28 protein-coding genes are annotated in these 24,141 nt (G+C 32.9%); 19 read left to right on the top strand and 9 right to left on the bottom strand.

Annotated features, from left to right (window positions below):
* The first annotated feature begins 45 nt into the window (after positions 1-45).
* The 14 genes from BUE22_RS12735 to BUE22_RS12800 all read left to right on the top strand — a co-directional run bounded on the left by BUE22_RS12735 (position 46) and on the right by BUE22_RS12800 (position 11,832).
* Positions 46-453 (top strand): GNAT family N-acetyltransferase, encoded by a 408-nt coding sequence (locus BUE22_RS12735; protein ID WP_073395344.1) that lies wholly within the window; start codon positions 46-48, stop codon positions 451-453.
* Between the two features lie 88 nt (positions 454-541).
* The gene (trpD, locus tag BUE22_RS12740; protein WP_073395345.1) at positions 542-1,534 is read left to right on the top strand and encodes an anthranilate phosphoribosyltransferase; all 993 of its coding nucleotides are present in this window, start codon (positions 542-544) and stop codon (positions 1,532-1,534) included.
* 94 nt (positions 1,535-1,628) lie between these two features.
* Positions 1,629-2,414 (top strand): indole-3-glycerol phosphate synthase TrpC, encoded by a 786-nt coding sequence (trpC, locus tag BUE22_RS12745; protein WP_073395346.1) that lies wholly within the window; start codon positions 1,629-1,631, stop codon positions 2,412-2,414.
* 145 nt (positions 2,415-2,559) lie between these two features.
* Positions 2,560-3,192, top strand: a complete 633-nt coding sequence (locus BUE22_RS12750) for a phosphoribosylanthranilate isomerase (protein ID WP_073395347.1) — start codon at positions 2,560-2,562, stop codon at positions 3,190-3,192.
* A 12-nt stretch (positions 3,193-3,204) separates the two neighbouring features.
* A complete protein-coding gene (trpB, locus tag BUE22_RS12755; RefSeq protein WP_073395348.1) occupies positions 3,205-4,386 on the top strand; it encodes a tryptophan synthase subunit beta in 1,182 nt (393 codons plus the stop codon).
* 155 nt (positions 4,387-4,541) lie between these two features.
* On the top strand, positions 4,542-4,859 hold the full coding sequence (locus BUE22_RS12760) for a gamma-glutamylcyclotransferase family protein (RefSeq protein ID WP_073395349.1): 318 nt from the start codon (positions 4,542-4,544) through the stop codon (positions 4,857-4,859).
* 15 nt (positions 4,860-4,874) lie between these two features.
* Positions 4,875-5,612, top strand: a complete 738-nt coding sequence (locus tag BUE22_RS12765; RefSeq protein ID WP_073395350.1) for a carbon-nitrogen hydrolase family protein — start codon at positions 4,875-4,877, stop codon at positions 5,610-5,612.
* 105 nt (positions 5,613-5,717) lie between these two features.
* Positions 5,718-6,479 carry a tryptophan synthase subunit alpha gene (gene trpA, locus BUE22_RS12770; protein WP_073395351.1) on the top strand — a complete coding sequence of 254 codons (762 nt, stop codon included), beginning with the start codon at positions 5,718-5,720 and terminating at the stop codon, positions 6,477-6,479.
* 48 nt (positions 6,480-6,527) lie between these two features.
* Positions 6,528-6,770 carry a hypothetical protein gene (locus BUE22_RS12775; protein WP_073395352.1) on the top strand — a complete coding sequence of 81 codons (243 nt, stop codon included), beginning with the start codon at positions 6,528-6,530 and terminating at the stop codon, positions 6,768-6,770.
* The gene (locus BUE22_RS12780; RefSeq protein ID WP_084540256.1) at positions 6,761-6,997 is read left to right on the top strand and encodes a type II toxin-antitoxin system RelE/ParE family toxin; all 237 of its coding nucleotides are present in this window, start codon (positions 6,761-6,763) and stop codon (positions 6,995-6,997) included. Before BUE22_RS12775 ends, BUE22_RS12780 begins: the two co-directional genes overlap by 10 nt.
* Before the next feature lie 211 nt (positions 6,998-7,208).
* A complete protein-coding gene (locus tag BUE22_RS12785) occupies positions 7,209-7,838 on the top strand; it encodes a TetR/AcrR family transcriptional regulator (protein WP_073395353.1) in 630 nt (209 codons plus the stop codon).
* Positions 7,828-9,147 carry a TolC family protein gene (locus tag BUE22_RS12790; protein ID WP_073395354.1) on the top strand — a complete coding sequence of 440 codons (1,320 nt, stop codon included), beginning with the start codon at positions 7,828-7,830 and terminating at the stop codon, positions 9,145-9,147. The genes BUE22_RS12785 and BUE22_RS12790 overlap by 11 nt, the downstream gene beginning before the upstream one ends.
* Before the next feature lie 12 nt (positions 9,148-9,159).
* A complete protein-coding gene (locus tag BUE22_RS12795) occupies positions 9,160-10,239 on the top strand; it encodes an HlyD family secretion protein (RefSeq protein WP_073395355.1) in 1,080 nt (359 codons plus the stop codon).
* Between the two features lie 3 nt (positions 10,240-10,242).
* Positions 10,243-11,832 carry an MDR family MFS transporter gene (locus BUE22_RS12800; protein WP_073395356.1) on the top strand — a complete coding sequence of 530 codons (1,590 nt, stop codon included), beginning with the start codon at positions 10,243-10,245 and terminating at the stop codon, positions 11,830-11,832.
* Between the two features lie 157 nt (positions 11,833-11,989).
* On the opposite strand, the gene yaaA is transcribed toward BUE22_RS12800, so the two are convergent.
* Entirely contained in the window at positions 11,990-12,748 is a 759-nt protein-coding gene (yaaA, locus tag BUE22_RS12805) for a peroxide stress protein YaaA (RefSeq protein WP_073395357.1), read from the bottom strand.
* 389 nt (positions 12,749-13,137) lie between these two features.
* Here yaaA and BUE22_RS12810 point away from each other — a divergent pair, with 389 nt between their 5' ends.
* The 3 genes from BUE22_RS12810 to BUE22_RS12825 all read left to right on the top strand — a co-directional run bounded on the left by BUE22_RS12810 (position 13,138) and on the right by BUE22_RS12825 (position 16,335).
* Positions 13,138-13,512 carry a GxxExxY protein gene (locus BUE22_RS12810; protein WP_073395358.1) on the top strand — a complete coding sequence of 125 codons (375 nt, stop codon included), beginning with the start codon at positions 13,138-13,140 and terminating at the stop codon, positions 13,510-13,512.
* Positions 13,513-13,526: 14 nt separating this feature from the next.
* A complete protein-coding gene (locus BUE22_RS12815; protein WP_073395359.1) occupies positions 13,527-14,957 on the top strand; it encodes a CCA tRNA nucleotidyltransferase in 1,431 nt (476 codons plus the stop codon).
* A 352-nt stretch (positions 14,958-15,309) separates the two neighbouring features.
* Positions 15,310-16,335: a COX15/CtaA family protein gene (locus BUE22_RS12825; RefSeq protein WP_073395361.1), complete on the top strand. Its 1,026-nt coding sequence runs from the start codon at positions 15,310-15,312 to the stop codon at positions 16,333-16,335.
* Positions 16,336-16,504: 169 nt separating this feature from the next.
* Here BUE22_RS12825 and BUE22_RS12830 read toward each other — a convergent pair whose 3' ends face one another.
* Genes BUE22_RS12830 through BUE22_RS12850 form a run of 5 tightly spaced genes read right to left on the bottom strand, consistent with a single transcriptional unit; the run spans position 16,505 to position 19,445 of the window.
* On the bottom strand, positions 16,505-17,272 hold the full coding sequence (locus tag BUE22_RS12830; protein WP_073395362.1) for a LytR/AlgR family response regulator transcription factor: 768 nt from the start codon (positions 17,270-17,272) through the stop codon (positions 16,505-16,507).
* A gap of 37 nt (positions 17,273-17,309) precedes the next feature.
* On the bottom strand, positions 17,310-17,675 hold the full coding sequence (locus tag BUE22_RS12835; RefSeq protein WP_073395363.1) for a 2TM domain-containing protein: 366 nt from the start codon (positions 17,673-17,675) through the stop codon (positions 17,310-17,312).
* Positions 17,676-17,692: 17 nt separating this feature from the next.
* Positions 17,693-18,010, bottom strand: a complete 318-nt coding sequence (locus tag BUE22_RS12840) for a 2TM domain-containing protein (protein WP_082036945.1) — start codon at positions 18,008-18,010, stop codon at positions 17,693-17,695.
* Complete coding sequence (locus BUE22_RS12845; protein WP_073395364.1) at positions 18,001-18,327, bottom strand: 2TM domain-containing protein; 327 nt, start codon at positions 18,325-18,327, stop codon at positions 18,001-18,003. The genes BUE22_RS12840 and BUE22_RS12845 overlap by 10 nt, the downstream gene beginning before the upstream one ends.
* Positions 18,328-18,329: 2 nt before the next feature.
* Complete coding sequence (locus tag BUE22_RS12850) at positions 18,330-19,445, bottom strand: histidine kinase (RefSeq protein WP_394332801.1); 1,116 nt, start codon at positions 19,443-19,445, stop codon at positions 18,330-18,332.
* Here BUE22_RS12850 and BUE22_RS24075 point away from each other — a divergent pair.
* A complete protein-coding gene (locus tag BUE22_RS24075) occupies positions 19,399-19,689 on the top strand; it encodes a hypothetical protein (protein WP_394332802.1) in 291 nt (96 codons plus the stop codon). The two genes, BUE22_RS12850 and BUE22_RS24075, sit on opposite strands and share 47 nt — an antisense overlap.
* Positions 19,690-19,692: 3 nt before the next feature.
* Here BUE22_RS24075 and BUE22_RS12855 read toward each other — a convergent pair whose 3' ends face one another.
* From BUE22_RS12855 to BUE22_RS12865, 3 genes are all read right to left on the bottom strand, one after another.
* Positions 19,693-20,316 (bottom strand): hypothetical protein, encoded by a 624-nt coding sequence (locus BUE22_RS12855; protein ID WP_073395366.1) that lies wholly within the window; start codon positions 20,314-20,316, stop codon positions 19,693-19,695.
* Positions 20,317-20,360: 44 nt separating this feature from the next.
* Positions 20,361-20,768 carry a DUF2141 domain-containing protein gene (locus BUE22_RS12860; protein ID WP_089075919.1) on the bottom strand — a complete coding sequence of 136 codons (408 nt, stop codon included), beginning with the start codon at positions 20,766-20,768 and terminating at the stop codon, positions 20,361-20,363.
* Between the two features lie 320 nt (positions 20,769-21,088).
* Positions 21,089-23,254, bottom strand: a complete 2,166-nt coding sequence (locus tag BUE22_RS12865) for a TonB-dependent receptor (RefSeq protein ID WP_073395367.1) — start codon at positions 23,252-23,254, stop codon at positions 21,089-21,091.
* 138 nt (positions 23,255-23,392) lie between these two features.
* Between BUE22_RS12865 and BUE22_RS12870 the strand changes: the two genes are divergently transcribed.
* On the top strand, positions 23,393-23,851 hold the full coding sequence (locus BUE22_RS12870) for a DinB family protein (protein ID WP_042564665.1): 459 nt from the start codon (positions 23,393-23,395) through the stop codon (positions 23,849-23,851).
* Positions 23,852-24,141: the final 290 nt, after the last annotated feature.

Here is a 24,141-nt window from a genome sequence, read left to right on the forward strand (position 1 = left end):
AGTTTAAAACCTTAGTCACTTAGAATCTTAGCAACTTAGAACCTTATGGAAATAACGCTTTCAGAAACAAAAGAAATCAACATTGAAGACATTCTGATTTTATACAAAGCCAACGAATGGAGTTCTGCCAATAAACCAAATGAATTATACAATGCACTTACAAATTCAGAAACCTTAATTACAGCTTGGGAAGGGGAAAAATTAGTAGGACTTGGGAATGCAATTTCTGATGGATTTTTAACGGTTTATTATCCGCATTTATTGGTTCTTCCGGAGTATCAGGGAAAAGGAATTGGAAAAATGATTGTAGATAAAATGCAGGAGAAATACAGTCACTTTCACATGCAAATGCTAACCGCCGATGGAAAAGCAGTTGACTTCTATAAAAAAAATGGTTTTGAAAGAGCAGGAAAAACAGAACCCATGTGGATTTATCAGGGAGATGAACATTAAAGCAAGTATACAGTCTCCGTTTTAAGTCTCAGTCAAAAAAACTTAAAACCGTAGAATATCAACATCTTAGAACCTTAGAATAAAAAAAATGAAAACTATATTAAATAAATTAATCAACCACGAAGTTCTTACTAAAGAAGAAGCAAAAAACGTATTGATTAATATTTCGAGCGGCAGTTACAATCCAAGTCAGATTTCGGCATTTTTGACCGTATTTATGATGCGAAGCATTACGATTGATGAGCTTTCGGGTTTTCGTGAAGCTTTGTTGGAATTATGTGTTCGCGTTGATTTATCAGCTTACAACACGATCGATTTATGCGGAACGGGCGGTGATGGAAAAGACACTTTCAATATCTCAACTTTGGCTTCATTTATTTCAGCAGGAGCGGGAATAAAAGTAGCAAAACACGGAAATTACGGTGTTTCATCGATTTCAGGATCAAGCAACGTGATGGAAAAAATGGGAATCAAATTCAGTAATGATCCTTCGTTTTTAGAAAAATGTATCGACAAAGCCGGAATCTGTGTTTTGCACGCTCCCCTATTTCACCCGGCAATGAAAAATGTTGGACCAATTCGTAAAGAATTAGCTGTAAAAACATTCTTCAATATGTTGGGACCAATGGTAAATCCGTCGTTTCCACAGAATCAATTGGTTGGCGTTTTCAATCTTGAATTAGCTAGAATGTATGCTTATTTATACCAAAATACCGATATCAATTTCACCATTTTACATTCGCTTGACGGCTATGACGAAATCTCTTTAACAGGTCCAACCAAAACGATAACATCGCACATGGAAGGAATGTTGAAACCTGAAGATTTTGGGGTTAGACTTTTATCTCAAACCGAAATCGAAGGCGGAAAAACAATCGAAGAATCGGCAGAAATGTTCACTGACATCATTTCAGGAAAGGGAACTGAAGCACAGAATAATGTAGTTTTAGCAAATGCCGCAATGGCAATCGCAACGGTTACAAAATGTTCTCCGCTCGAAGGATTTGAATTAGCAAAAGAAAGTCTTTTCTCCGGAAAGGGATTAAAAGCATTACAGACATTACAAGAATTAAGTAAATAAAAAAATAGTTTCTTTTGTTTCAGGTTTCAAGTTTCAAGTTAGTTGGAACGTGAAACCTGAAACTTGAAACTTGAAACTTGAAACAAACGAGATCATGAACATATTAGATAAAATAATATTTGATAAACAACGAGAAGTCGTTCTAAAAAAATCGATCATTCCAGTTTCACAATTGGAAAGTTCTGTATTTTTTGGGAGAGAAACTATTTCTTTAAGTCAAAAATTAAGAACAAGTTCAACCGGAATTATTGCAGAACACAAACGTCGTTCGCCTTCAAAATCAGTTATCAATCATAGTTTTACGGTTGAAGAAGTCGTAAAAGGATATGAAAATGCCGGAGCTTGCGGAATTTCAGTTTTAACCGATGGAAAATATTTTGGCGGTTCTCTTGACGATTTACTTTTAGCAAGAGCGAGTGTTAATATTCCGCTTTTGCGAAAAGAATTTATTGTTGATGAATACCAAATTCTTGAAGCCAAAGCTTTTGGAGCCGATTTGATTTTATTGATTGCAGCCGTTTTAACTCGTGAAGAAATCAAATCATTATCTGAATTTGCAAAGAAATTAGGTTTAGAAGTTCTATTGGAAGTTCACAATCAGGAAGAATTAGAAAAATCGATTATGCCGAGTTTAGACATGATCGGCGTAAACAACAGAAACTTAAAAACATTCGAAGTAAGTCTTGATTTCAGCAAACAATTGGCGTCGCAAATTCCAAATGATTTTGTAAAAGTATCCGAAAGTGGCATCTCATCAATCGAAGCCATTTCAGAATTAAGACCTTACGGTTACAACGGATTTTTAATTGGAGAAAACTTCATGAAAACCGATAACGCCGGACAAGCCGCAACAGAGTTTATTAAAAACTTGAGCATATAAAAAATAGCCACGAATTCACGAATTTATTTATTATCATTCGTGAATTCGTGGCGAAAAAAACTTTGTAAGCTTTGCATTTTTTAAGCGCAATCAAAACAAAAAAAACTTAGTGTCTTAGCGCCTTCGTGGCAAAAACAACAAAAAAATGAAACTCAAAATATGCGGCATGAAATATCCAGAAAACATCCTCGAGGTAGGCGCACTCCTACCCGATTATATGGGATTTATTTTCTGGGAAAAATCCGCACGATACTTTAACGGAGAAATTCCGGAACTGATAGAAACGATCAAAAAAGTGGGTGTTTTTGTAAATCAGTCTCAGGAAGAAATTCTGGAAAAAGTTGCAAAATACAATTTACAAGCCGTTCAATTGCACGGACATGAATCTGTTGATTTTTTATCAGATTTAAAAAAACAATTGCCAAAGAAAATCGAAATCATCAAAGTTTTTTCGGCAGATGAAAATTTTGATTTCGAAATTATAAAACCTTTCGAAGCTGTTTGTGATTACTTTATGTTTGATACAAAAGGAAAATTACCCGGCGGAAACGGAACCACTTTTGACTGGACGATATTAAAAAAATACAATTCGAAAAAGCCTTTCTTTTTGAGTGGCGGGATCGGAATTCAGGAATTAAAAGCCATCGAAGAAATTTCAAAAAAAAATCTTCCTATTTATGCAGTCGATATAAATAGTAAATTTGAAATCGAACCAGGGCTAAAAAACAAAAATCTATTTAGCAATTTCAAACGAAAATTTGATGTTGCCAACTTTTAAAATTTTAATAAAATGAATTTTAACGTTAACGAAAAAGGATATTACGGAGAATTTGGAGGAGCTTATATTCCAGAAATGCTATATCCGAATGTAGAAGAATTACGCCAGAATTATTTAAAAATTACAAGCGAACCAGATTTTAAAGCTGAGTTCGACCAATTATTAAAAGATTATGTTGGACGCCCTAGTCCACTTTATTTTGCGAAGCGTTTATCTGAAAAATACAATACCAAAGTTTACCTAAAAAGAGAAGACTTAAATCATACCGGCGCACATAAAGTTAACAATACAATTGGGCAGATATTGGTTGCCAAACGTTTGGGCAAAAAAAGAATTATTGCCGAAACCGGTGCAGGTCAACACGGCGTTGCAACGGCAACAGTTTGTGCTTTAATGGGCTTGCAATGCATCGTGTATATGGGCGAAATCGACATTGCTCGTCAGGCACCAAACGTGGCTCGTATGAAAATGTTGGGTGCAGAAGTTCGTCCGGCACTTTCGGGCTCTAGAACATTGAAAGATGCTACAAACGAAGCAATTCGCGACTGGATCAACAATCCGGTAGATACCCATTATATTATTGGATCTGCCATTGGACCACATCCTTATCCGGATATGGTGACACGTTTTCAAAGTGTAATTTCAGAAGAAATAAAATGGCAGTTAAAAGAAAAAGAAGGACGTGAAAATCCTGATTATGTAGTCGCTTGTATTGGCGGCGGAAGTAATGCTGCCGGTACGTATTACCACTTTCTGCATGAGCCGGAAGTTGGAATCATAGCAGTGGAAGCTGCCGGAAAAGGTGTCGACAGCGGGCATAGCGCAGCAACCAGTAAATTAGGAAAAGTAGGCGTTATTCACGGTTGTAAAACCCTTTTAATGCAAACTCCCGATGGACAAATTACAGAACCTTATTCGATTTCTGCAGGGTTGGATTATCCAGGAGTTGGCCCAATGCATGCACATTTGGCACAAACGGGACGTGGAGAATTTTTCTCGGTAACCGATGATGACGCAATGAATGCAGGTTTACAATTGACTAAATTAGAAGGAATTATTCCGGCGATTGAGAGCGCGCATGCTTTTGCGGTTTTAGATCAAAAGAAATTCAAACCAACAGATATTGTGGTCATAAGTCTTTCTGGTCGTGGTGATAAAGATTTAGACAATTATATTGATTATTTTAAGTTGTAATATAATAATTTGGGCGTTCTCCGCCGCGGCGGATCGGGCCTGTCCGCTAAATTCCCGATTAACAAAAACTACGGCTAAAAAGCCTTGTTTTTCTAAATCGGGAGATACCGCTCCCATCCCTAACGCAAAAACTAATAACAAGAAAAATAGCAATCATGGAACAATTATTTTCTTACGGAACATTACGATCTAAAGAAATTCAAAGACAGGTTTTTAATAGAATATTAACCGGAAAACCGGATCAGCTTTTGGGTCACAAGCTTAAAAGTTTGCAAATAGAAGAAGAATTTGGAATGGCAGACTATGTTGTAGTTGTACCAAGCGCAGATGCTTCAGACATTATACATGGCGTAGTTTTCGATGTTTCTAATGCTGATTTAGCTAAAGTTGATATATTCGAATCGAATTCCTATAAAAGAGTTAGAGTAAAATTGAAATCCGGAACAGAAGCCTGGATTTACATGGAAAATTAATATTTACAGAGCAAAATGATTCTAGCAGCAGCACAAACAAAACCAACACGAGGAAATATTGAAGCTAATTTATTAGATCATTATCGTCTTATAGAATTGGCTGTTCAAAATAAAGCTCAATTAATCGTATTTCCTGAGTTATCAATTTCAGGCTATGAAAGAGAAGATGCTCAAAAACTGGTTTTCAAAAAAGATGATTCCCGTTTGGATCATTTAAGGAAATTAGCTGTAGAAAATAATATTATTATTGTTGCCGGCGCACCAATTCAAATTGAAAATGAAATGTTTATTGGAGAATTTATTATTTCTCCTGATAATTCAGTTTCAATATACACAAAGCAATTTTTGCATGAAGGCGAAGATGAATTTTTTGAATCATCTTTTGATTATAATCCGATGATTATGATTGAGAATAAAAAGATTTCGTTTGCAATTTGTGCTGATATTGATAATCCGCTTCATCCTGAAAATGCCTGTAAAAGAGAAACTGATATTTATATTGCGAGTATTTTCTTTACTCCAAACGGGATTCCGAATGCGTATCGAGATTTACAAAATTATGCTCAAAAACATAAAATGAATGTTTTGATGGCAAATTTTAGCGGAGAATCCTGGGGATATCCTTCGGCAGGACAAAGCGCTTTTTGGAATAACAAAGGACAGTTGAATGGGCAAATGAATGATTCTGATTCTGGATTATTATTGGTCGAAAATGACAATAATAATTGGACGAGTCGTGTTGTTCTCAATTAACAAAGGTTCCTGCAAGGTTTTCAAAACCTTGTAGGTATAAAATAAACTTATTAAGAAACACCTACAAGGTTTTGAAAACCTTGCAGGAGAAAAAACATAAACGAAATGAACAGAATAACTCAAAAATTACAAGAAGATAAAAAGATACTTTCGATTTATTTTTCAGCAGGATATCCTAACTTAAATGATACGGTTCAGATTATTCAGGATTTAGAAAAAAATGGTGTTGACTTAATCGAAATCGGTTTGCCTTTTAGTGATCCTTTGGCAGATGGACCAACAATTCAGGCGAGTTCAACAACCGCGCTTCATAACGGAATGACAACTCAAATTCTTTTTGATCAGCTGAAAAACATTCGCGAAAGCGTAAAAATCCCGTTGATTATTATGGGTTATTTTAATCCGATGTTACAATACGGAGTGGAAGCTTTTTGTAAAAAATGTGCCGAAATTGGTATCGATGGATTAATTATTCCAGACTTACCGGTTGATGTTTATGCTGATGAATACAAAGCTATTTTTGAAAAATACGGCTTAATAAACGTGTTTTTGATTACGCCACAAACTTCAGACGAACGTATTCGTTTTATAGACAGTGTTTCAAACGGATTTATTTATATGGTAAGTTCTGCAAGCGTTACAGGTTCTCAATCTGGTTTTGGAAATGTTCAGGAAGATTATTTCGAAAGAATTTCAAACATGAATTTGAAAAATCCTCAGATCATTGGTTTCGGAATTTCGAATAAAGAAACTTTTAACCAAGCTACAAAATTTGCAAAAGGTGCCATAATTGGAAGTGCTTTTATTAAACATTTAAGTGAAAATGGTTCCGGAAAAATTTCGGAATTTGTTGGGGAGATTCGATAAATCCAAACATTTACAATTATTTTGTACATTTGACTAAAATCAATTATCATGGATTTAGAAGCTCGTAAAATATCGTTCGTTCAGGAATTTCTAAGACTTGAAAGTGAAGAAATAGTAATTCATCTTGAAAAAATACTTCACAAACAAAAAGTTGAATTAATAGATCAGGAAATGAAATCAATGAGTATTGATCAATTTAATAAAGAAATTGATCAATCTCTTGATGATGCTAAAAATGGTCGAATTAGATCGGCAAAAGACTTGAAATCTAAAATTAAAAAATGGGATTAACCGTTTATTGGACACAATTTGCTGAAGATAAACTTAATGACATTTTTGAATACTGGAAATTTAAAACAGGAATCAAAGTGGCTCAAACCTTAGTAAATGGAATAATTGATGTTTCGTTAACTTTAGAGTTTAATGCTTACGGTGGGCAAAAAGAAGAACTTCTTTCAGAGAAAATTGAAGATTTTAGATACTCATTTTCAAAAATTATAAAATCATATATTGGATAGACGAGCATAGACAAATTGTATATGTTTCTAATATTTTTGATAAGAAGCAAAATCCTCAAAAACTTATTTTAGGAAAATAATTGTTTCTTAAGACATTTTTTTACCATAAAAACAACTACACCGTTTTATGTTAATATTATGTTAAACAAAAATTAAACGGTCGTTTAATTTAAACACTTGTTTAATTTTGTACCCGAATAGAAACAATACCATGTCACACATCGAATTAAACGATAAAAAAATTCAGATTCTGGAAGTTGCTGAAAAGCTTTTTTCTGAGAAAGGATTTGAGGGTACATCGATACGGGATATTTCCAAACATGCAAAAATTAACATTGCAATGGTCTCGTATTATTTTGGCTCAAAAGAAAGGCTATTGGAGGCTTTGATTCTTTACAAAACTTCTGATTTAAAATTACAACTCGAAAATTTATTACAAGAAAATCTCGAACCGATTGATAAAGTCAATAAATTAATCGAAATTTACATTAACAGAATAAGTTGTAACAAAGGGATTTTCAGGGTTTTACATTTTGAAATCAACTCCGAAAAACGAGAAAGAAGCATGATCGCTTTTACTGAATTAAAAAAAGGAAATTTAAAATCGGTAGAAACTATTATCGCACAAGGCCAGGCCAAAGGGGTTTTCAGAAAAGATATTATAATTCCGCTTCTTACACCGACCATAATCGGAACCTTTTTTCATTTCCACATGAATAAATCATTTTTTGTGGAATTACTGAATTTAAACACCGAGGAAATGTATAACAATTACATTAAAACCAGTCTTACTAAGCACATTCAACAAACTATAAAAGCTCTACTTGTTTATGAAAATTAATCAATTAATGCTCTTTGGTATTTTCTTCATCGGAATTTCATCAATAGAAGCACAAGAAAAAACAAGTTTAACCTTGGACGAAGCCGTTAAAATGGCTTGGGAAAAAAGTAACGAAGTTACGCTTGCCAACACTAAGGTAAACACAAAAAAATACGAATTACAAACGGTTAAAAATAACCAATATCCTGATTTAAAAATATCCGGTCAATATCAGCGCCTTACAAAGGCTTCGATTGACATGCCAAATCAAGGTGAGAGTGCTTCTTTAGCTTCTCCGGATCGCGCAATGATAGGAATGGCAAATTTAAGCTTGCCACTTTTTGCAGGATTTAAAATTCAAAGTAATATTGATGCATACGAAAGCTTGTATCAAGCTGAAAGCGTTAATGCCATTAAAACAAAAGAGGATGTTGCTTTAACAGTAATCACTTATTATACTGCATTATACAAGGCACAAAAAACGCTGGATGTTTTAAATGAAAATCAAAAAAGCGCCAAACAACGTGTTACTGATTTTACAGAACTGGAAAAAAACGGAATTATTCCAAGAAATGATTTATTGAAAGCACAATTATTAGTTTCTAAAACACAATTATCTATTGATGAAGCTAATAATAATATCAATAACATTAATTTTTATTTAACGACAATCCTTAAATTAGATCCGTCTGTAAAAATTCAGGTTAACGAAGATGATTTCTTTAATTTAAAGACAACCAACGCACCAACATCTGATGCTTTGGCTCTTGAAAACAGAAAAGATTTAGAGGCTATTCGCTTGCAGCAAAAAGCTTCTGAAGCCAACATTAAAATAGCAAAATCCGGATACTATCCAACTATTTCGTTACTTGGCGGTTATACTGCGTTAGATCTTAAAGATATAATTACTGTAAAATATGCGATGAATTTTGGTTTAGGTTTATCTTATGATTTATCTGGTATCCTTAAAAACAGCGCGCATGTAAAACAAGCTGAAAGCAAAGCACTTGAAGTAAAAAATACTGAAGCTATTATGACAGACCGTATTAAGGTTGAAGTTCAAAAATCTATTGAAGATTATGACTTGGCTATTAATCAAAGTGTTGTTTATGATGAAGCGCTTCAACAATCAGTTGAAAATTACAGACTTGTAAAAGATAAATTTGACAATGGTCTTGCTGATACCAATGATTTGGTTGAAGCCGATGTTGAACAATTAAGCGCTAAAATAAATACGGCGGTATCTAAAGCAACTATAATTCAAAAATATTACGAATTACTTTCAGTATCAGGACAATTATCACAATCATTCAATCTTTCTAAAATATAATCGATAGCTCTCATGGAAAAGAAAAAAACAAATACTAAATTCATCATTATACTAACCGTATTGATTTTAGTGGGCGGAACTTACGGAATAACAAAATACATGCATTCATTAGCACACGAAGAAACGGATGATGCTCAGATCGAGAAAAAAATGAATCCGATTATCCCGAGAGTTTCAGGATATATCAGCAAAGTGTATGTAAAAGATAATGATTTTGTAAAAAAAGGAGATACTTTATTTACTATCGATAAAAGAGATTACCAATTGAAGATTGATGAAGCTAATGCTGCTTTATTAGGTGCTGAAGGGCAATACGAAGCTGCAAAAGCAGATATTGGAAGTGCTTATGCAAGCATCTCAGTTTCTGATGCGCAAATGAGATCTGCAGGCGGTTCTATAGAAAGTGCAAAAATCAGATTGAGACAATTGACAAACGATTTCAACCGTTATAACAATTTGTATAAAACGCATACTATTACAAAACAACAATTTGAACAAGCTCAGGCTGCAAAAGACGAAGCTGAAAACCAAGTTCGAGTTTTAGAACAACAACAAAGAGCATCTTCTTACCAAAAATCTGTAATTCAGTCAAAATCGAAAGTTTCTGATAAACAAACAGAAGTTGCATCAGCAAACATCAAAAGAGCTAAAACTATGCTTGATGTTGCAAAATTAAATCTTACTTATACTGTTGTAACTGCAGCAATTGACGGTCAGGTTTCTAAAGTAGATATTCAGCCGGGACAATTGGTTCAGCCAGGACAATCTTTATTTTATATCATTAATAATACTGAAGCCTGGGTTGTTGCCAATTTCAAAGAAACACAATTAAACAAAATGATTGTGGGTCAAAAAGTAAGTTTAAAAGTAGATGCATATCCAAATTATGAATTCAAAGGTACTTTAACATCATTTTCGCCTGCTACAGGATCACGTTTTTCATTATTACCTCCTGATAACGCGACAGGTAACTTCGTAAAAACGATTCAGAGATTACCTGTGAAAATTAGTTTAGACGAATCAAACGATCCAGAAAAAGTAAAATTATTACGTCCGGGGATGAATGTTGACGTAGACGTACATTTAAAATAAAATATGGCAACAGCAGTACAAGCAGACGACGATTTAGTAGAATACGGATACAGACGTGTGATCATTACGATTACTGCAGTACTTTGTGCACTGTTGGAAATTGTTGACACGACGATTGTAAACGTAGCGCTAACAGACATGCGAGGCAGCCTTGGTGCTACTTTGACAGATGTGGCTTGGGTAATTACGGCATACGCAATTGCGAATGTTATCGTAATACCGATGACGAGCTGGCTATCGCAGCAATTTGGAAGACGTAATTATTTTGTGGCTTCTATCATAATATTTACAGTCTGCTCCTTTTTATGTGGTAACGCCAGTAATATTTGGGAATTGGTTGCTTTCAGGTTTGTGCAAGGTATGGGTGGTGGAGCTTTATTGGTAACAGCCCAAACTATTATTACAGAAAGTTATCCGGTTGCAAAACGTGGTATGGCGCAGGCTATTTACGGAATGGGTGTAATTGTTGGTCCAACATTGGGACCGCCTTTGGGAGGTTATTTAGTAGATAATTATTCCTGGCCTTATATATTTTACATCAATATTCCATTAGGAATTATAGCAACTATTTTGGCTTTGACTTTTGTTAGAAGTCCGAAATATGGAGAAAAATTAAAAGCAAATCAAGTTGACTGGTGGGGAATTATATTGTTAGCTTCATTTATTGGATCACTACAATTTGTATTAGAACACGGTCAGCAAGACGATTGGTTTAACGATTCGTTAATTGTAACCTTAAGTGTTGTAACAGTTCTTGGTTTAATATTATTTATATGGCGAGAACTTACTTATAAACATCCGATTGTAAATTTGAGTGTTTTAAAAGATGGAAATTTAAGAATTGGAACCGTAATGTGTTTTATTCTTGGTTTCGGATTATATGGTTCGACTTTAATTATCCCGATTTATACGCAATCTATTTTAGGATGGACAGCGACAGACGCAGGGTTATTATTGATTCCGGGTTCGATTACAACCGCGATTATGATGCCTTTTGTTGGAAACATGATTCAAAAAGGTGTACCTCAGGGTTATATGGTTGGAGTAGGATTTTTAGTTTTCTTCTTCTTTACCTTTATGATGCAGACAAGAATGACACCTGATACTGGTGTAGAACATATGTACTGGCCTTTAATTTTAAGAGGAATTGGTTTAGGATTACTTTTTGTACCTATTACAACGCTTTCACTTTCTACACTAAAGGGAAAACATATTGGTGAAGGAGCTGCTTTTACCGGAATGATGCGTCAATTAGGAGGATCATTTGGTATTGCGATTATTACCACTTTTATTACCCGTTTTAGCCAGGAACACCGAGTAAATTTACTAACAAATTTAGATCCTGCAGATTACCAGGTTCAACAACGTATTCTGGGAATGCAAAGAGCTTTTGAAGCTAAAGGCTATAGTGCTGACGTAGCGCTTAAAAAAGCATACCAGGCTCTAGAATTTTCAGTAATGAAACAAAGTACAGTTATGTCATACATGGATATATTTATGTACTTAGGAATCATGTTTTTATGTTGTATACCGATTATCCTTTTAATTAAAAAAGGAAAGAACAAGATTAATCCTGCTGATGCAATGCATTAATAATAATTATAATAATTGATTTATAATACGAAAAAGCCGAGTTATTAATTTAACCCGGCTTTTTTATTTTTATAATTTTGAATATGAATTCTAGTCTACAATTCTCTAGAAAAACCTCTGAACCTTTGTCTCTTTGAGCCTTTGAACCTCAAAAAAATTATCTTGTAAAAACCAAATGATTTCCTTTAGAAAGATTGGCATCAAAACCATATCCATCATAATTGAAACCCTTTAAATCTTCAATAGTTTCTGCATTGGTGTCGATAATATAACGTACCATCATTCCCCTCGCCTTTTTGGCAAAGAAACTAATCATCTTCAATTTTCCGTCTTTGTAATCTTTGAAGTCTGGCGTAATTATTGGAACTTTTAGTGCCTTAACATCAACTGCCGAAAAATATTCATTACTCGCTAAATTCACGAATAATTCTCCTTTTTTTAATTCTTTATTTAAAGCCGCAGTAACTGTTGGTTTCCAAAATTCATGAAGATTTTTATATTCACCAACGGGTAATTTTGTTCCCATTTCTAAACGGTAAGCCTGCATTAAATCAAGCGGTTTTAAGATTCCGTAAAGTCCTGATAAAATTCGGAGTTTACTTTGCAAAGCATCTATTTTATCTAACGGAATGGTATAAGCATCTAAACCCGTATAAACATCTCCATCAAAAGTATAAACTGCCGGACGGGCATTTTCTGGAGAAAAAGGTGTTTTCCATTTTTGATTTCGTTCCCAGTTTAAATCAGATAATTTCTCTGAAATTGACATTAATTCAGATAATTCAGCTGGCTTTTTGGGTTTTAAAACTTTATGAACCTGACGTGCTTCTTTTAAAAAAGCGGGTTCTGTATATTGAGAAGTAGGTAATTCTTTTTCGAAATTTAAAGATTTAGCCGGCGATATAACAATTTTCATTTGTACAATTTTATAAAATCAAAAATACAAATTGAAATTTTAAAAATATGTTATTGCAATTGATTTGTTTGATAGTTCTATAAATCAATTAAACTTATTTTTTCCGCCACGAATTCACGAATTTTTATTCAATAGAATTCGTGAAATTCGGATTACCGTTTTTTGTTTTAATAAAATTTGATCCTAAAAAATATGAATTTATTCAAAAAAGTAAACAATAGATTGTAAAAGGCGCATTCTATGTTGTAAATTTGCCGCTATAAAATTCCAAATAACATTTCAATATAAAATTGGAAGTTGTATTCTAAATATAGCCACGAATTCACGAATTAACTTTTTAAAAAATTAATAAAAAAAATTCGTGAATTCGTGGCGGAAAATTTTAGACAATGACAAAAATATTATATCAACTCGAAAGTTATCAAATAATGGGAATTTTATTTGATGTTCATAGAAATTTAGGTGGAGGTTTTTCAGAAATCGTATATAAAGATGCTTTAGAATATGAATTCAAAAAGGCCAATATTCCATTTGAAAGAGAAAAAGAATATTTGGTAAATTATAAAGACATAATATTGAATCACAGATTTTATGCTGATTTTGTTTTGTTTGATAAAATTATACTTGAAATAAAATCAAGTGATTTTCTGCATCCCAAACATATTGCGCAATGTCTAAATTATCTAAAAGTTTCTAAAACTCATTTAGCAATTTTAGCAAACTTTAATTCTGTCTCACTTGAACACAAACGTATTATTTTATAAAAATTACTGAATTCGTGGCTATACAAACAAATTATAAAACAGCTTTACAACATAAAATCTTCGAAGTTATTTCGAAAGCATCTCAGGAACTCAACGTTGACAGTTATGTTATTGGCGGTTTTGTCAGGGATTTGCTTTTAAATCGAGGTTCTAAAAAAGACATTGATGTTGTTGCTGTTGGCAGCGGAATTGAATTGGCTTTGAAGGTTTCTGAATTGCTTCCAAAAAAACCAAAAGTTCAGGTTTTTAAGACTTACGGAACGGCAATGCTTCGATTTGAAGACACTGATATTGAATTTGTTGGCGCCCGAAAAGAATCTTATAATTTTGATAGCCGAAATCCGATTGTTGAAAACGGAACGTTGGAAGATGATCAAAATCGTCGTGATTTTACCATTAACGCTTTGGCTTTATCTTTAAACGAAAAAACTTTTGGAGATCTTTCTGATCCTTTTAATGGTTTGGCTGATTTGGAAAACAAAACAATCAAAACGCCTTTAAATCCAGATATTACTTATTCTGATGATCCGTTGCGAATGCTTCGTGCGATTCGTTTTGCCACACAGCTCAATTTCGAAATCGAAGAAAATTCATTGAATGCGATTACGAAAAATGCAGATCGTATTAAAATTATTTCCGGTGAAAGAATTGTTGATGAATTAAACAAAATTCTATCTACACCAAAACCGTCTATTGGATTTTTACTTTTATACAAAACAGGACTTTTAGATATTATTCTTCCTGAACTAACTGCATTAAATCAGGTTGAAGAAATTGAAGGCCATACACATAAAAACAATTTCTATCACACTTTAGAAGTTGTAGATAATATTTGCCCAAACACAGATGATGTCTGGTTGCGTTGGTCGGCTCTATTGCATGATATTGGGAAAGCGCCAACAAAACGTTTCAATAAAAAACAAGGCTGGACTTTTCACGGACATGAATTTTTGGGTGGAAAAATGGCCAAAAAAATATTCGAACGCCTGCACATGCCATTGAATCACAAAATGAAATTTGTGCAAAAAATGGTTATTATGAGTTCACGTCCTATTGTTTTAGCACAAGATATTGTAACAGACAGCGCGGTTCGTCGTTTAGTTTTTGATGCCGGCGAAGATGTCGAAGATTTAATGACGTTGTGCGAAGCGGATATTACAACTAAAAATCCGGCGAAATTTAAAAAGTATCATAAAAACTTTGACATCGTTCGCAAAAAAATTGTTGAAGTTGAGGAACGCGATCATGTGCGTAATTTTCAACCACCAATTTCCGGTGAAGAAATTATGGAAATGTTTGACTTAAAACCTTCACGTGAAATCGGGGTATTAAAGGAAGCTGTAAAAGAAGCCATTTTAGAAGGTGATATTCCGAATGAATATCAGGCTGCTTACGATTTTATAATTAAAAGAGCAGAAAAATTAAATTTAACGCTTAAAAAATAATGGACGAATTAGGATATATTTTTCTAGTAATTCTTATAGCTGTAATAGTCATATCTAATATATTATTTTATAAGAAGCTCCAAAAAATCCATAAAAAAAAGTTTAAATACATGTTCTTGTTTTTTTTATTCTCTCTTGTTTCAATTTTGACCATTGCCATACTTTATTTCACTTTTCAAAATTCAGTCTTAATTGATTTTCTAAAGATTGCACTAAAAAACACATACGCTTATAGAATTACAAAATCAATTATAGTAATTGTTTTAAGCAATATTACAAATTATTATTTTGCGAAATTTTATCTTAAAAAAATTTCCAAAACAAAAAATGAAATCGAATTAATTGGAATAGAATGAAAAAAGAAAATAAATCAGTAATTATTTGGTTACTATCAGGTTGTGTTTTATTATTTTTAATGGTTGTTGTGGGCGGAATTACGCGTTTGACAAATTCAGGTTTATCAATGACGGATTGGCATTTGGTAACAGATACTTTCCCGCCTCTAACAGATGCAAAATGGAATGAAGCTTTTGAACAATATAAGAAGTTTCCAGAATATCAAAAAATCAATATTCACAACGATTTTCAATTAGCCGATTATAAATTTATTTATTTCTGGGAATGGTTTCACCGTTTTATCGGTCGTATCATTGGATTGGTTTTCTTTGTGCCTTTTGTGTATTTCTTAATCAGAAAAAAACTGGATCGCGAAACTATTAAAAAATGTATCGTTCTTTTGGCGATGGGCGGTTTCCAAGGATTTTTAGGATGGTTTATGGTTCGCAGCGGATTAATTGATAATCCTGATGTTAGCCATTTCAGACTTTCATTACACCTTACTTTTGCTTTTATCACTTTTGCTTATACTTTATGGGTTGCGCTAGATTTGATTTATCCTAAGAGAGACATCAATAAAATCATTCCGCTTCGAAATATTGCGAGATATGCTCTTGTTGCTTTATTAATTCAGATTATTTACGGTGGTTTTGTGGCAGGATTAAATGCAGGATTAATTCACAATCACTGGCCTTTAATGAGCGATGGTCAATTTATACATGATTCAGTTTTTATTGAACAATCGACTTTGGTAAAAAACTTAATTGAAGGTAAAAGTGGAGTTCAGTTTGTACACAGAACTTTTGCTTATGTTGTTGTGGCTCTGATTCTTTTTCTTGCTTACAAAAGCAGTAAATTTTCACTTAGCCAAACACAAAAAAACGGAATCAAAACTTTAGTAGTTTTCGTTTTTATTCAATTTTTACTTGGGGTATTTACACTTTTATATAGTGTGCCATTGGCATTAGGATTAATTCATCAAATAATGGCATTTTTCCTTTTAAGTGCTATGACATTTACATTACACCGATTAAGTAAATAATAAATTTCAAAGCATAAAAAAATCCTTCAAATGAAGGATTTTTTTATGCTTTGATTTGCTGAATTCGCTATGTTTAAACCGGATTAAAATCCGGCCCTACAAAATAGATCGAGCCGATGGCTCTTTACTATTGAGATGAATTTGATTGGATAATTTTAAACGAACAGTTTTACCCCAACCAGGTTTTAAAATCCTGCACTTTTTCACGACTTACAATAACCTCATCTTCTTTATACGATGGCAAAATAACTTTTAAGCGAGAATTGGTGTACACCTGAATTTCTTTGATTGCAGGAAGCTGAACAATAAATTTTCTGCTTACGCGAAAGAAATTCTTCATGTCTAATTCCTGCTCTAAAATTTCTAAGGTCGAGTCGACTAAATAGTTTCGATTGTCGAAAGTATGAATGTAAGTTCCTTTGTTTTCACTAAAAAAACATTCTATTTCATCTGTGGTAATTACTTTTAAATGCTGCCCGATTTTAACGGTAAATCGCTTTTTAAAACTCTTTTCAAAAGGATTAGACAACATTTGGCGTATTTGCTCAAAATCCAGTTGAAGATTTTTGGGTTCGGATTCTATTTTAGGCAAACGCATTTTAAATTTAGCAACCGCGACGTCAAGATCATCTTCGTCAATAGGTTTTAAAAGATAATCGATGCTGTTGAGTTTAAATGCTTTTAAGGCATATTCATCATAAGCAGTTGTAAAAATGATAGCACTTTTAATCTCTACTTTTTCAAAAATTTCAAACGACAAACCATCTGACAATTGAATATCCAGAAAAATCAAATCCGGATGCTCATTATTGGAAAACCAGTTAACTGATTCTTCTACAGAATGCAGCATGGTTTCTACAGCGATATTTAGCTTTTCTAACTTTCGTTGCAATAACCTTGCAGCCGGTTTTTCGTCTTCTATTATTAGTGTTGTCATTTATTACAAAGCAAAATTTAAAAAAGTAAATTTACAATTATTCCCATTTATTACTGGCAGCTTCCTTTTTCATATATTCCTCAATTTTTCTTTGCTCCCAATCAGCACTAAAAAACACATCTCTTCCAAAAACCGAGAGTCCGTGAGCCAATAAACCTATTCCCCAAAATAAAGCAGTTGAATATGTTTCCCAATCTAATAATCCGCTATCCAGAATTCCTTTTGAAAAAAAGTCGTCATTTACACTGGCAACAATGATGATAGCGTTTACGATAATATAAATTCTTAAATGCGAATAAAAACTTTTTATTCTTTTTACTTTTCTGTACGCCTCATTAAAGCGTTCATCTGTTGAAAATTCTTGCGAATATTCTTCGTACATACGTCTTCTAAATCTTCCCATTATATTATTAAATTAAATTATTTCCACTTGTTTTTGTTCTCTTTTTCCTTTTCCATGAATTCTTTGATTTTTCTTTTTTCCCAGTCTTTTCCTAAAACCGGAAGTACTTCAAAAACCTTTAATCCGTGAAAAAGCACGCCTAATCCCCACCACAATAGCGGCCAGTAAAACCACAAATGATCTGGTGTTGTATATAAATTAATGAAAATTAAAATCACATTCACACCAATAAATGACGTAAGATTTGCGTAAAATCCTTTTATGCTTTCTACTTTCTTTTTTGCAAGATAGTATCTGTCTTCTTCGCTAAAATTCATTTCCATGATTACTCCCATTTTTGTTTTTCTTTTCTTTTATCTAAAATATTTTTGACTTTATTTTGCTCCCATTCCTCTCCAAAAATCTTATAATAAGCAAATATATCAACTGCTGAAATTATAAATACACAAGTCCAAATTAACATTATAATGTAATTAAGATATTTGAACGGAAAGAAATTGAGTGGAAATCCGTAATAATCTTTTAAAATAAAAATAATTAATCCTGTGATGTAAATAAACGTATGTACATAAAATGACTTTAGTTTTATTACTTTTTTATTTGCGATTTGAAAATCAAATTTTTCACGATCAATATCAGAATTTGTTTCCATGACTATTTCCAGTTTTTTTGATTGTTATTCTCTTTTTCCAGAATCTGTCTAATTTTTCGTTCTTCCCAATCAGAGCTATAACCAAAAACTTTAAACGCATGCATTACTACTCCAAATCCCCAGCCTAAAGCCGAAAACCAAAACCATTGAAATCCTGGTGAAAATTTTAAATTTATAAAGATCAGAAATGGAATTACACAACAATATGAAAGTATGTTTCCGTAAAAACCTTTGAGTTCTTCAACTCTTTTTTTAGCTCTGAAATAAGCTTTATTTTCATCATTATAATCTACACTTGCATCCATAACTGTAATTTGTTTGGTTAAAATTGGAATTTTAACGGTGAAAGTTTCCTTGTTTTGTTCTATCAAAACCTTTCTGTTGGTTATAATTCCGTATCGATCTACAATATTCTGCAAACCAACTCCTTGTCTGTCCTGCAAAACTTCTTTCTTTTGAAAAACATTTTGAATGGCTAAATAATCTCCGTCAACAAAAATTTTGATATGCAGCGGTTTCTGCTCGCTTACAATATTGTGTTTTACCGTGTTTTCGAGTAAAAGCTGTAACGATAACGGAACCACTTTTGCATCGGGATTAATATCTGTTGTTGCTGGCAATTCGTAAAACAAACTATTTTCGAAACGCATTTTCAGCAAATTCATGTAGGTTTTTGCAAATGACAATTCATCTTCAACAGAAACCAGTTCTTTATCTTTTTGCTCCAAAACGTAGCGATAAATTTTAGATAAAGAAGTGGTAAAACGTTGTGCATTATCCGGATTTTCTTCGATCAAAGAACTTAATACATTTAAACTATTAAAAAGAAAATGCGGGTCTATCTGATTTTTTAAACTTTCGAATTTCGCATTTGCCGTTCCTGCAATAATTTTTTGCTGCGTTACCTTATTTTCCTGATATAATCGATAAAAATGAAGTGCATGAAATATCAGTAAAATAATAAAAGTTATAACCGAAGACTCAATATAACTAGCCGCTCTTTCATTTGCCAAAAAACTAATTATCGGCCTTTTTTCTATAACAACCTGCGTAAAAATTCGCAATAAAAAAATGACAAAGAGCGAAATGAAAAAGGAGCTTGTAAATCCAATTAAAATTCTTTTTGTTGAAAATCTCCCGTCTTTAAAAACTTTGTCGAGATATACAAATAAAGAGGCATTAACAACATATAAAACAATGCTGTATAACATGCAATACAAGAAAAAAATGTATAAATCTTTGCTGAAAACTTCGGTTCCAATCGAAGCAAAACGAATTAGAAAGGAGAATATAAAAACAACTCCGCCAACTAAAAACGCTTTAAACAAATTTGGTTTTAAAGACATTACTTTATTTTATTAATTATTATTTTTTACAAGATTTTTGGGTTTCCAAAGCTCTGTCTAATCCCCATTTTGGAGAAAAAGGTGTTTCTGGTTTAAAAGTAGCAAAAAGTTCGATAGCTTTATCAACTTGCGCACATAGCGGTTTTGTGTCAACTCCTGTCCATTTTGCTCCGCCTAACTGGTAATCAGCTTCTCCAAAAACTGCTCTTGGGTTATTTGGATTCAAGGTTTTTGCTTTTGCATAAGCTTCCATTATTTTAGAAGAATATTTTGGCGCATTTGTCATTGGGTCAGCAACCACATAAGCCGTATAAAGTAAAGCCTGAATCACGTATAATTCTGAATTGCTTTGATCTTTTATCATTTCAACATCAATTGCATCTTGCGCTTTTGTTAGCATCAAATCAATTTTAGTTGGATCTTTTTCACTAAATGCTGCTGTCGTATTTACCATTGCAACATAATAATTGGGTAACCAGCTTGTTTTTTCTGCCGAAGCAATTCTTTCAAACATAGCCGAAGCTTCTGAATTTTTTCCTTCTTTCCAAAGTCCGAAAGCTTTCCCCATTCCTTGTTCAAATTGTGTTTGTGCAGCGCTTATTGCAACTATAAATAATGCGATTAAAGTGATTATTCTTTTCATTTTATAAGTAATTAAATGGTTATATTAATTTTATTGATTAGTATTTATAATGTAATTTCAATTTTTGAATCTTTATTGATAACAAATTTAGCATCATTATAGGAAGGAGGTCCCATAAATCCTTTAGCATTGTTTGAAGCCGCATAATCTTCAGAAGGTATTCCCATTGCATTTCTGTCTAATTTCCCGTTATTGTTTTCATCGTGATACGTTGAAATTGCATATTCTCCTGCCGGAAGATTTTCAAATGTAACAACTGCTTTATCATTTTTAATTTCAGAAGCAAGACTTTTATAAACTGTTTTAAGAAATGTACCTTCTGAGTTGTACAAGCCTACTTTAACAACTCCTGTGTTGTTTTTTAAACCTGAAATAGAAACAGTTAGTTTTACATTTTGAGCAGAAATAAAACTGCAGATAAATAACATTGTGATTGCGATAATTTTGGTCATGGTTTTTCTTTTTTAAGTTTCTATCCCGAGGCTTCGGGACTAAGGTTCTGAGATCTAAGTTTTTTTCTTAGTTTCTTAGCAACTCAGTGCCTTCTGATTTTGATGATTAAAACTCTGATTGTTAATTTATACTTCAAAAGTACTTTGGTTATTATTCATTTAAAATTAAATAATACTGAGTTGTTGATTTTGGTTACTGAATTGTTTTTTTGAGGAACAAAGGTTCAGAGTGTCAAAGGTTCAAAGGTTTTTTATAGGTTTTTCAAATATAACAGCCCAAAATCTTTGTACCTCTGAACCTTTGCCTCTTTGAACCTTTCCTAAAGATTCTTCAACTGATTCTCATTTTTATTATCACTAATTGTCCAAAAGAAACCAACGAAAAAGAATCTGTCTGCGGTTGGCGTTACAGCTTGTCTGTTGTAGATTCCGTTTGCATCCGGGGTTTTGGCGTAATCGTACCCAAAAACGTTTTGAGTTCCTAACACGTTTGAAACTGAGAAATAAAGGATTTTTTGTGTTGTCAATAAATACGCCCAATTAAAACTCAAACTGTTATATGATTTTGTTTTTCCGTTCATGAATTGCGTTTGGTTTGGATCATTATAAGGACGACCTGAACTGTAACTGTTTGTAAAACCTATTTGCGATTTCCAGTCTGTAATAAAATATTTTGTTACAATTGATAAACTATGATTGGCAACAAAATTTGGAGTGGCCATCGTTGGGAAATTCTTGTATTGCCTTTCAGAATCGATATAAGAATAAGATACCCAGTATTCTAAATGTTTTAATAAATTACTGTCTCTCCAAAACAAATCCAATCCTTTTGCGTAACCTGAACCGTTATTATTAAAAACTGAATTGTAAGCAATATCTCTTGTATCATATTGAACCAAATTGCTGTAATCTTTATAATAAGCTTCGGCTCTAAAAGTTTGTCCAGGTCTTGTAAACTGGTAATTTAAAATATAATGTTGTGCTTTTTCACTTTCAAACTGATGGTATTTTGAATATTTGATATAATCTACAACCGGTGTTTGAGAGAAATCTCCATAAGCAAATGAAAACTGACTCGTTTTAGAAACTTTATAAGCAATAGAAGCTCTTGGTGCAATATTGGTTTCGTCTAGTAAACTATTATTCGAAAGTCTGGCACCGACTTTCATTGCCAGATTTTTTGAGAATAAAATATCTCCTTCGGTATAAAAAGCAGCGATATTTGAATCGTAACCGTTTGCAACATCAATTGAAACATTATCCTTGAAATTTTCATTGAATTTTGTGATAAAATAATCCGCACCAAAAGACAATTTAAAATAGTTCGAAATATTTTTTCTTAATTTTAATTTCAATTGCGCAGCATTTTCATTAGTATCTACATCGTTTATATCGTATTTGATTTTGTTTTTGCTGTAACCGTAACTAATTCCGGTTGTAAGCTGCCAGCCAGTTCCAAAATCTCCTTTGTAAGAACCGTTTAAATAAAAATTATTATTGTTCAAATCAGTTCTTATCGGATCAGTGAAGTTTACATTTTTTTGATTTAAATCGAATTTCTCTGAATCAAAAGCGGCGTATAATTTAAAAATACCTCTTTCAAAATGATAACGATATACAGCTTCTCCACCTAAAGATTGATACGGATTATTCCAGTCTACATTTTGCGGAATCACAGCCTGATAAGGTGCTAAGTTGATATAATTGGTATTAATACTAAAAGAACTTTTTTTCCATTTTTGTGTATTTCCAACTCCTAAACCTACGGTCATTAAAGCAATATCTGTTTTATTTTGGTCCGGTTCATCTTGTGTATTCAACAATAAAACACTTGATAAAGCCTCACCATATTCTGCAGAATATCCTCCGGTAGAAAATGCGATTCCGCTAAACAAGAAAGGAGAAAATCTGCTTCTTGTTGGTAAATTATTTGTGGTTGCGCCATAGGGCTGTGCTACACGAAGTCCGTCTACAAAAGTTTGTGTTTCGCTTGCCTCTCCTCCACGAACAAATAAACGTCCGTCTTCGCCCACAGTTTGTGTTCCAGGCAATGTTTGCAAAGCCGCAATAATATTTCCTGCAGAACCGGCAGTTGTTACAATATCCAAAGGTTTTAAAACAGAAACTCTCGCTTTGTCTCCAGATTCTAATGTTCCCGCGGTAATGACAACGGCATCAAGCGCGTTTACATTTTCTCTTAGTTTTACCGTTTGATCTTTATAATTGGCAACATCAATTTCTTTTTTGAATGTTTCATAAAGTAAAAAACTCACTACTATAAATTGATTTCCTTCGGCAGTTGTTTCAAAAGAAAATTCGCCTGTTTCAGAACTTGTTGCTCCATCGTAAGTTCCATCGATATAAATATTTGCTCCCGGAACTGGTTTTCCTTTTTCATCTACCACTTTTCCTGAAATGGTATTTTGAGCAAAAATGACTGTTGTAAAAAATAAAATGCTAATTGTAAAAAGTAATTTGGTTGTCATGGTTTTTGATTTTGATGAAGCAAATGTATTTTAACATTCTTACTAAAAAAATAATAAATAACCCAATTGTAGATTTTTGAGGATGAGTTGTAAATTACTTATTCGTATCTTAGCTTTCACGTTTAAAAACTATCAATCATGTCAGAAAGTAAAAGAGTTTCAAATTTATATCAGTCCATTTATAATGGAAATCCGTGGCTTGAGGTCACATTAGCAGATACTTTAAAAGATCTTACAGCTGCACAGGCTATTAAAAAAGTAAATCCTAATCTAAATACGATTTGGGAAATTGTCAATCATCTAATACAATGGAGAAGAAATATTTTAAGACGTGTTCAGGGAGAAATTATCACAACTCCGGATCACAATTATTTTGTTCCAATATTAGATTCATCGGAACCAGCCTGGGAACAATCTTTACAGAGTCTTGCAAAATCTCAGGAACAATGGAGTGCCTTTTTGAGTGATTTTGATGATGCAGGTTTTGATAAAATAGATCCAAATAACAATCATAATTTTTATGAAGATATTCATGGAATTATTCAGCATGACGTTTATCATTTGGGACAAATTGTTATTTTGAAGAAGCTTCTTTAAATAGAAATATGCATTTTAATCAACACAGACGATACTTCTTTATGGAGTTTCCTGCGAAAACTTCTCGTTTCTGGAAATGAAGAAATAAATGAAAATATTCTTTTGAAAATGAGTGTCCTAGCCCCGATAGAAGTGGAAATCCTTTTGTGTAATGAAATGGAGCAAAAGATTGAAACGGATAGCGGGATTAGCTCCTGAAAAAGATTTGATTTATGTCAAATTGATCGTATTTAGAAAAAAAACTTTTTTACCAAATTAGCGTCGTAGTATTCATCTGCAGTTTTGCAGAA

It is taken from the genome of Flavobacterium pectinovorum (assembly GCF_900142715.1).
In the GTDB taxonomy this organism is placed as follows: domain Bacteria; phylum Bacteroidota; class Bacteroidia; order Flavobacteriales; family Flavobacteriaceae; genus Flavobacterium; species Flavobacterium pectinovorum.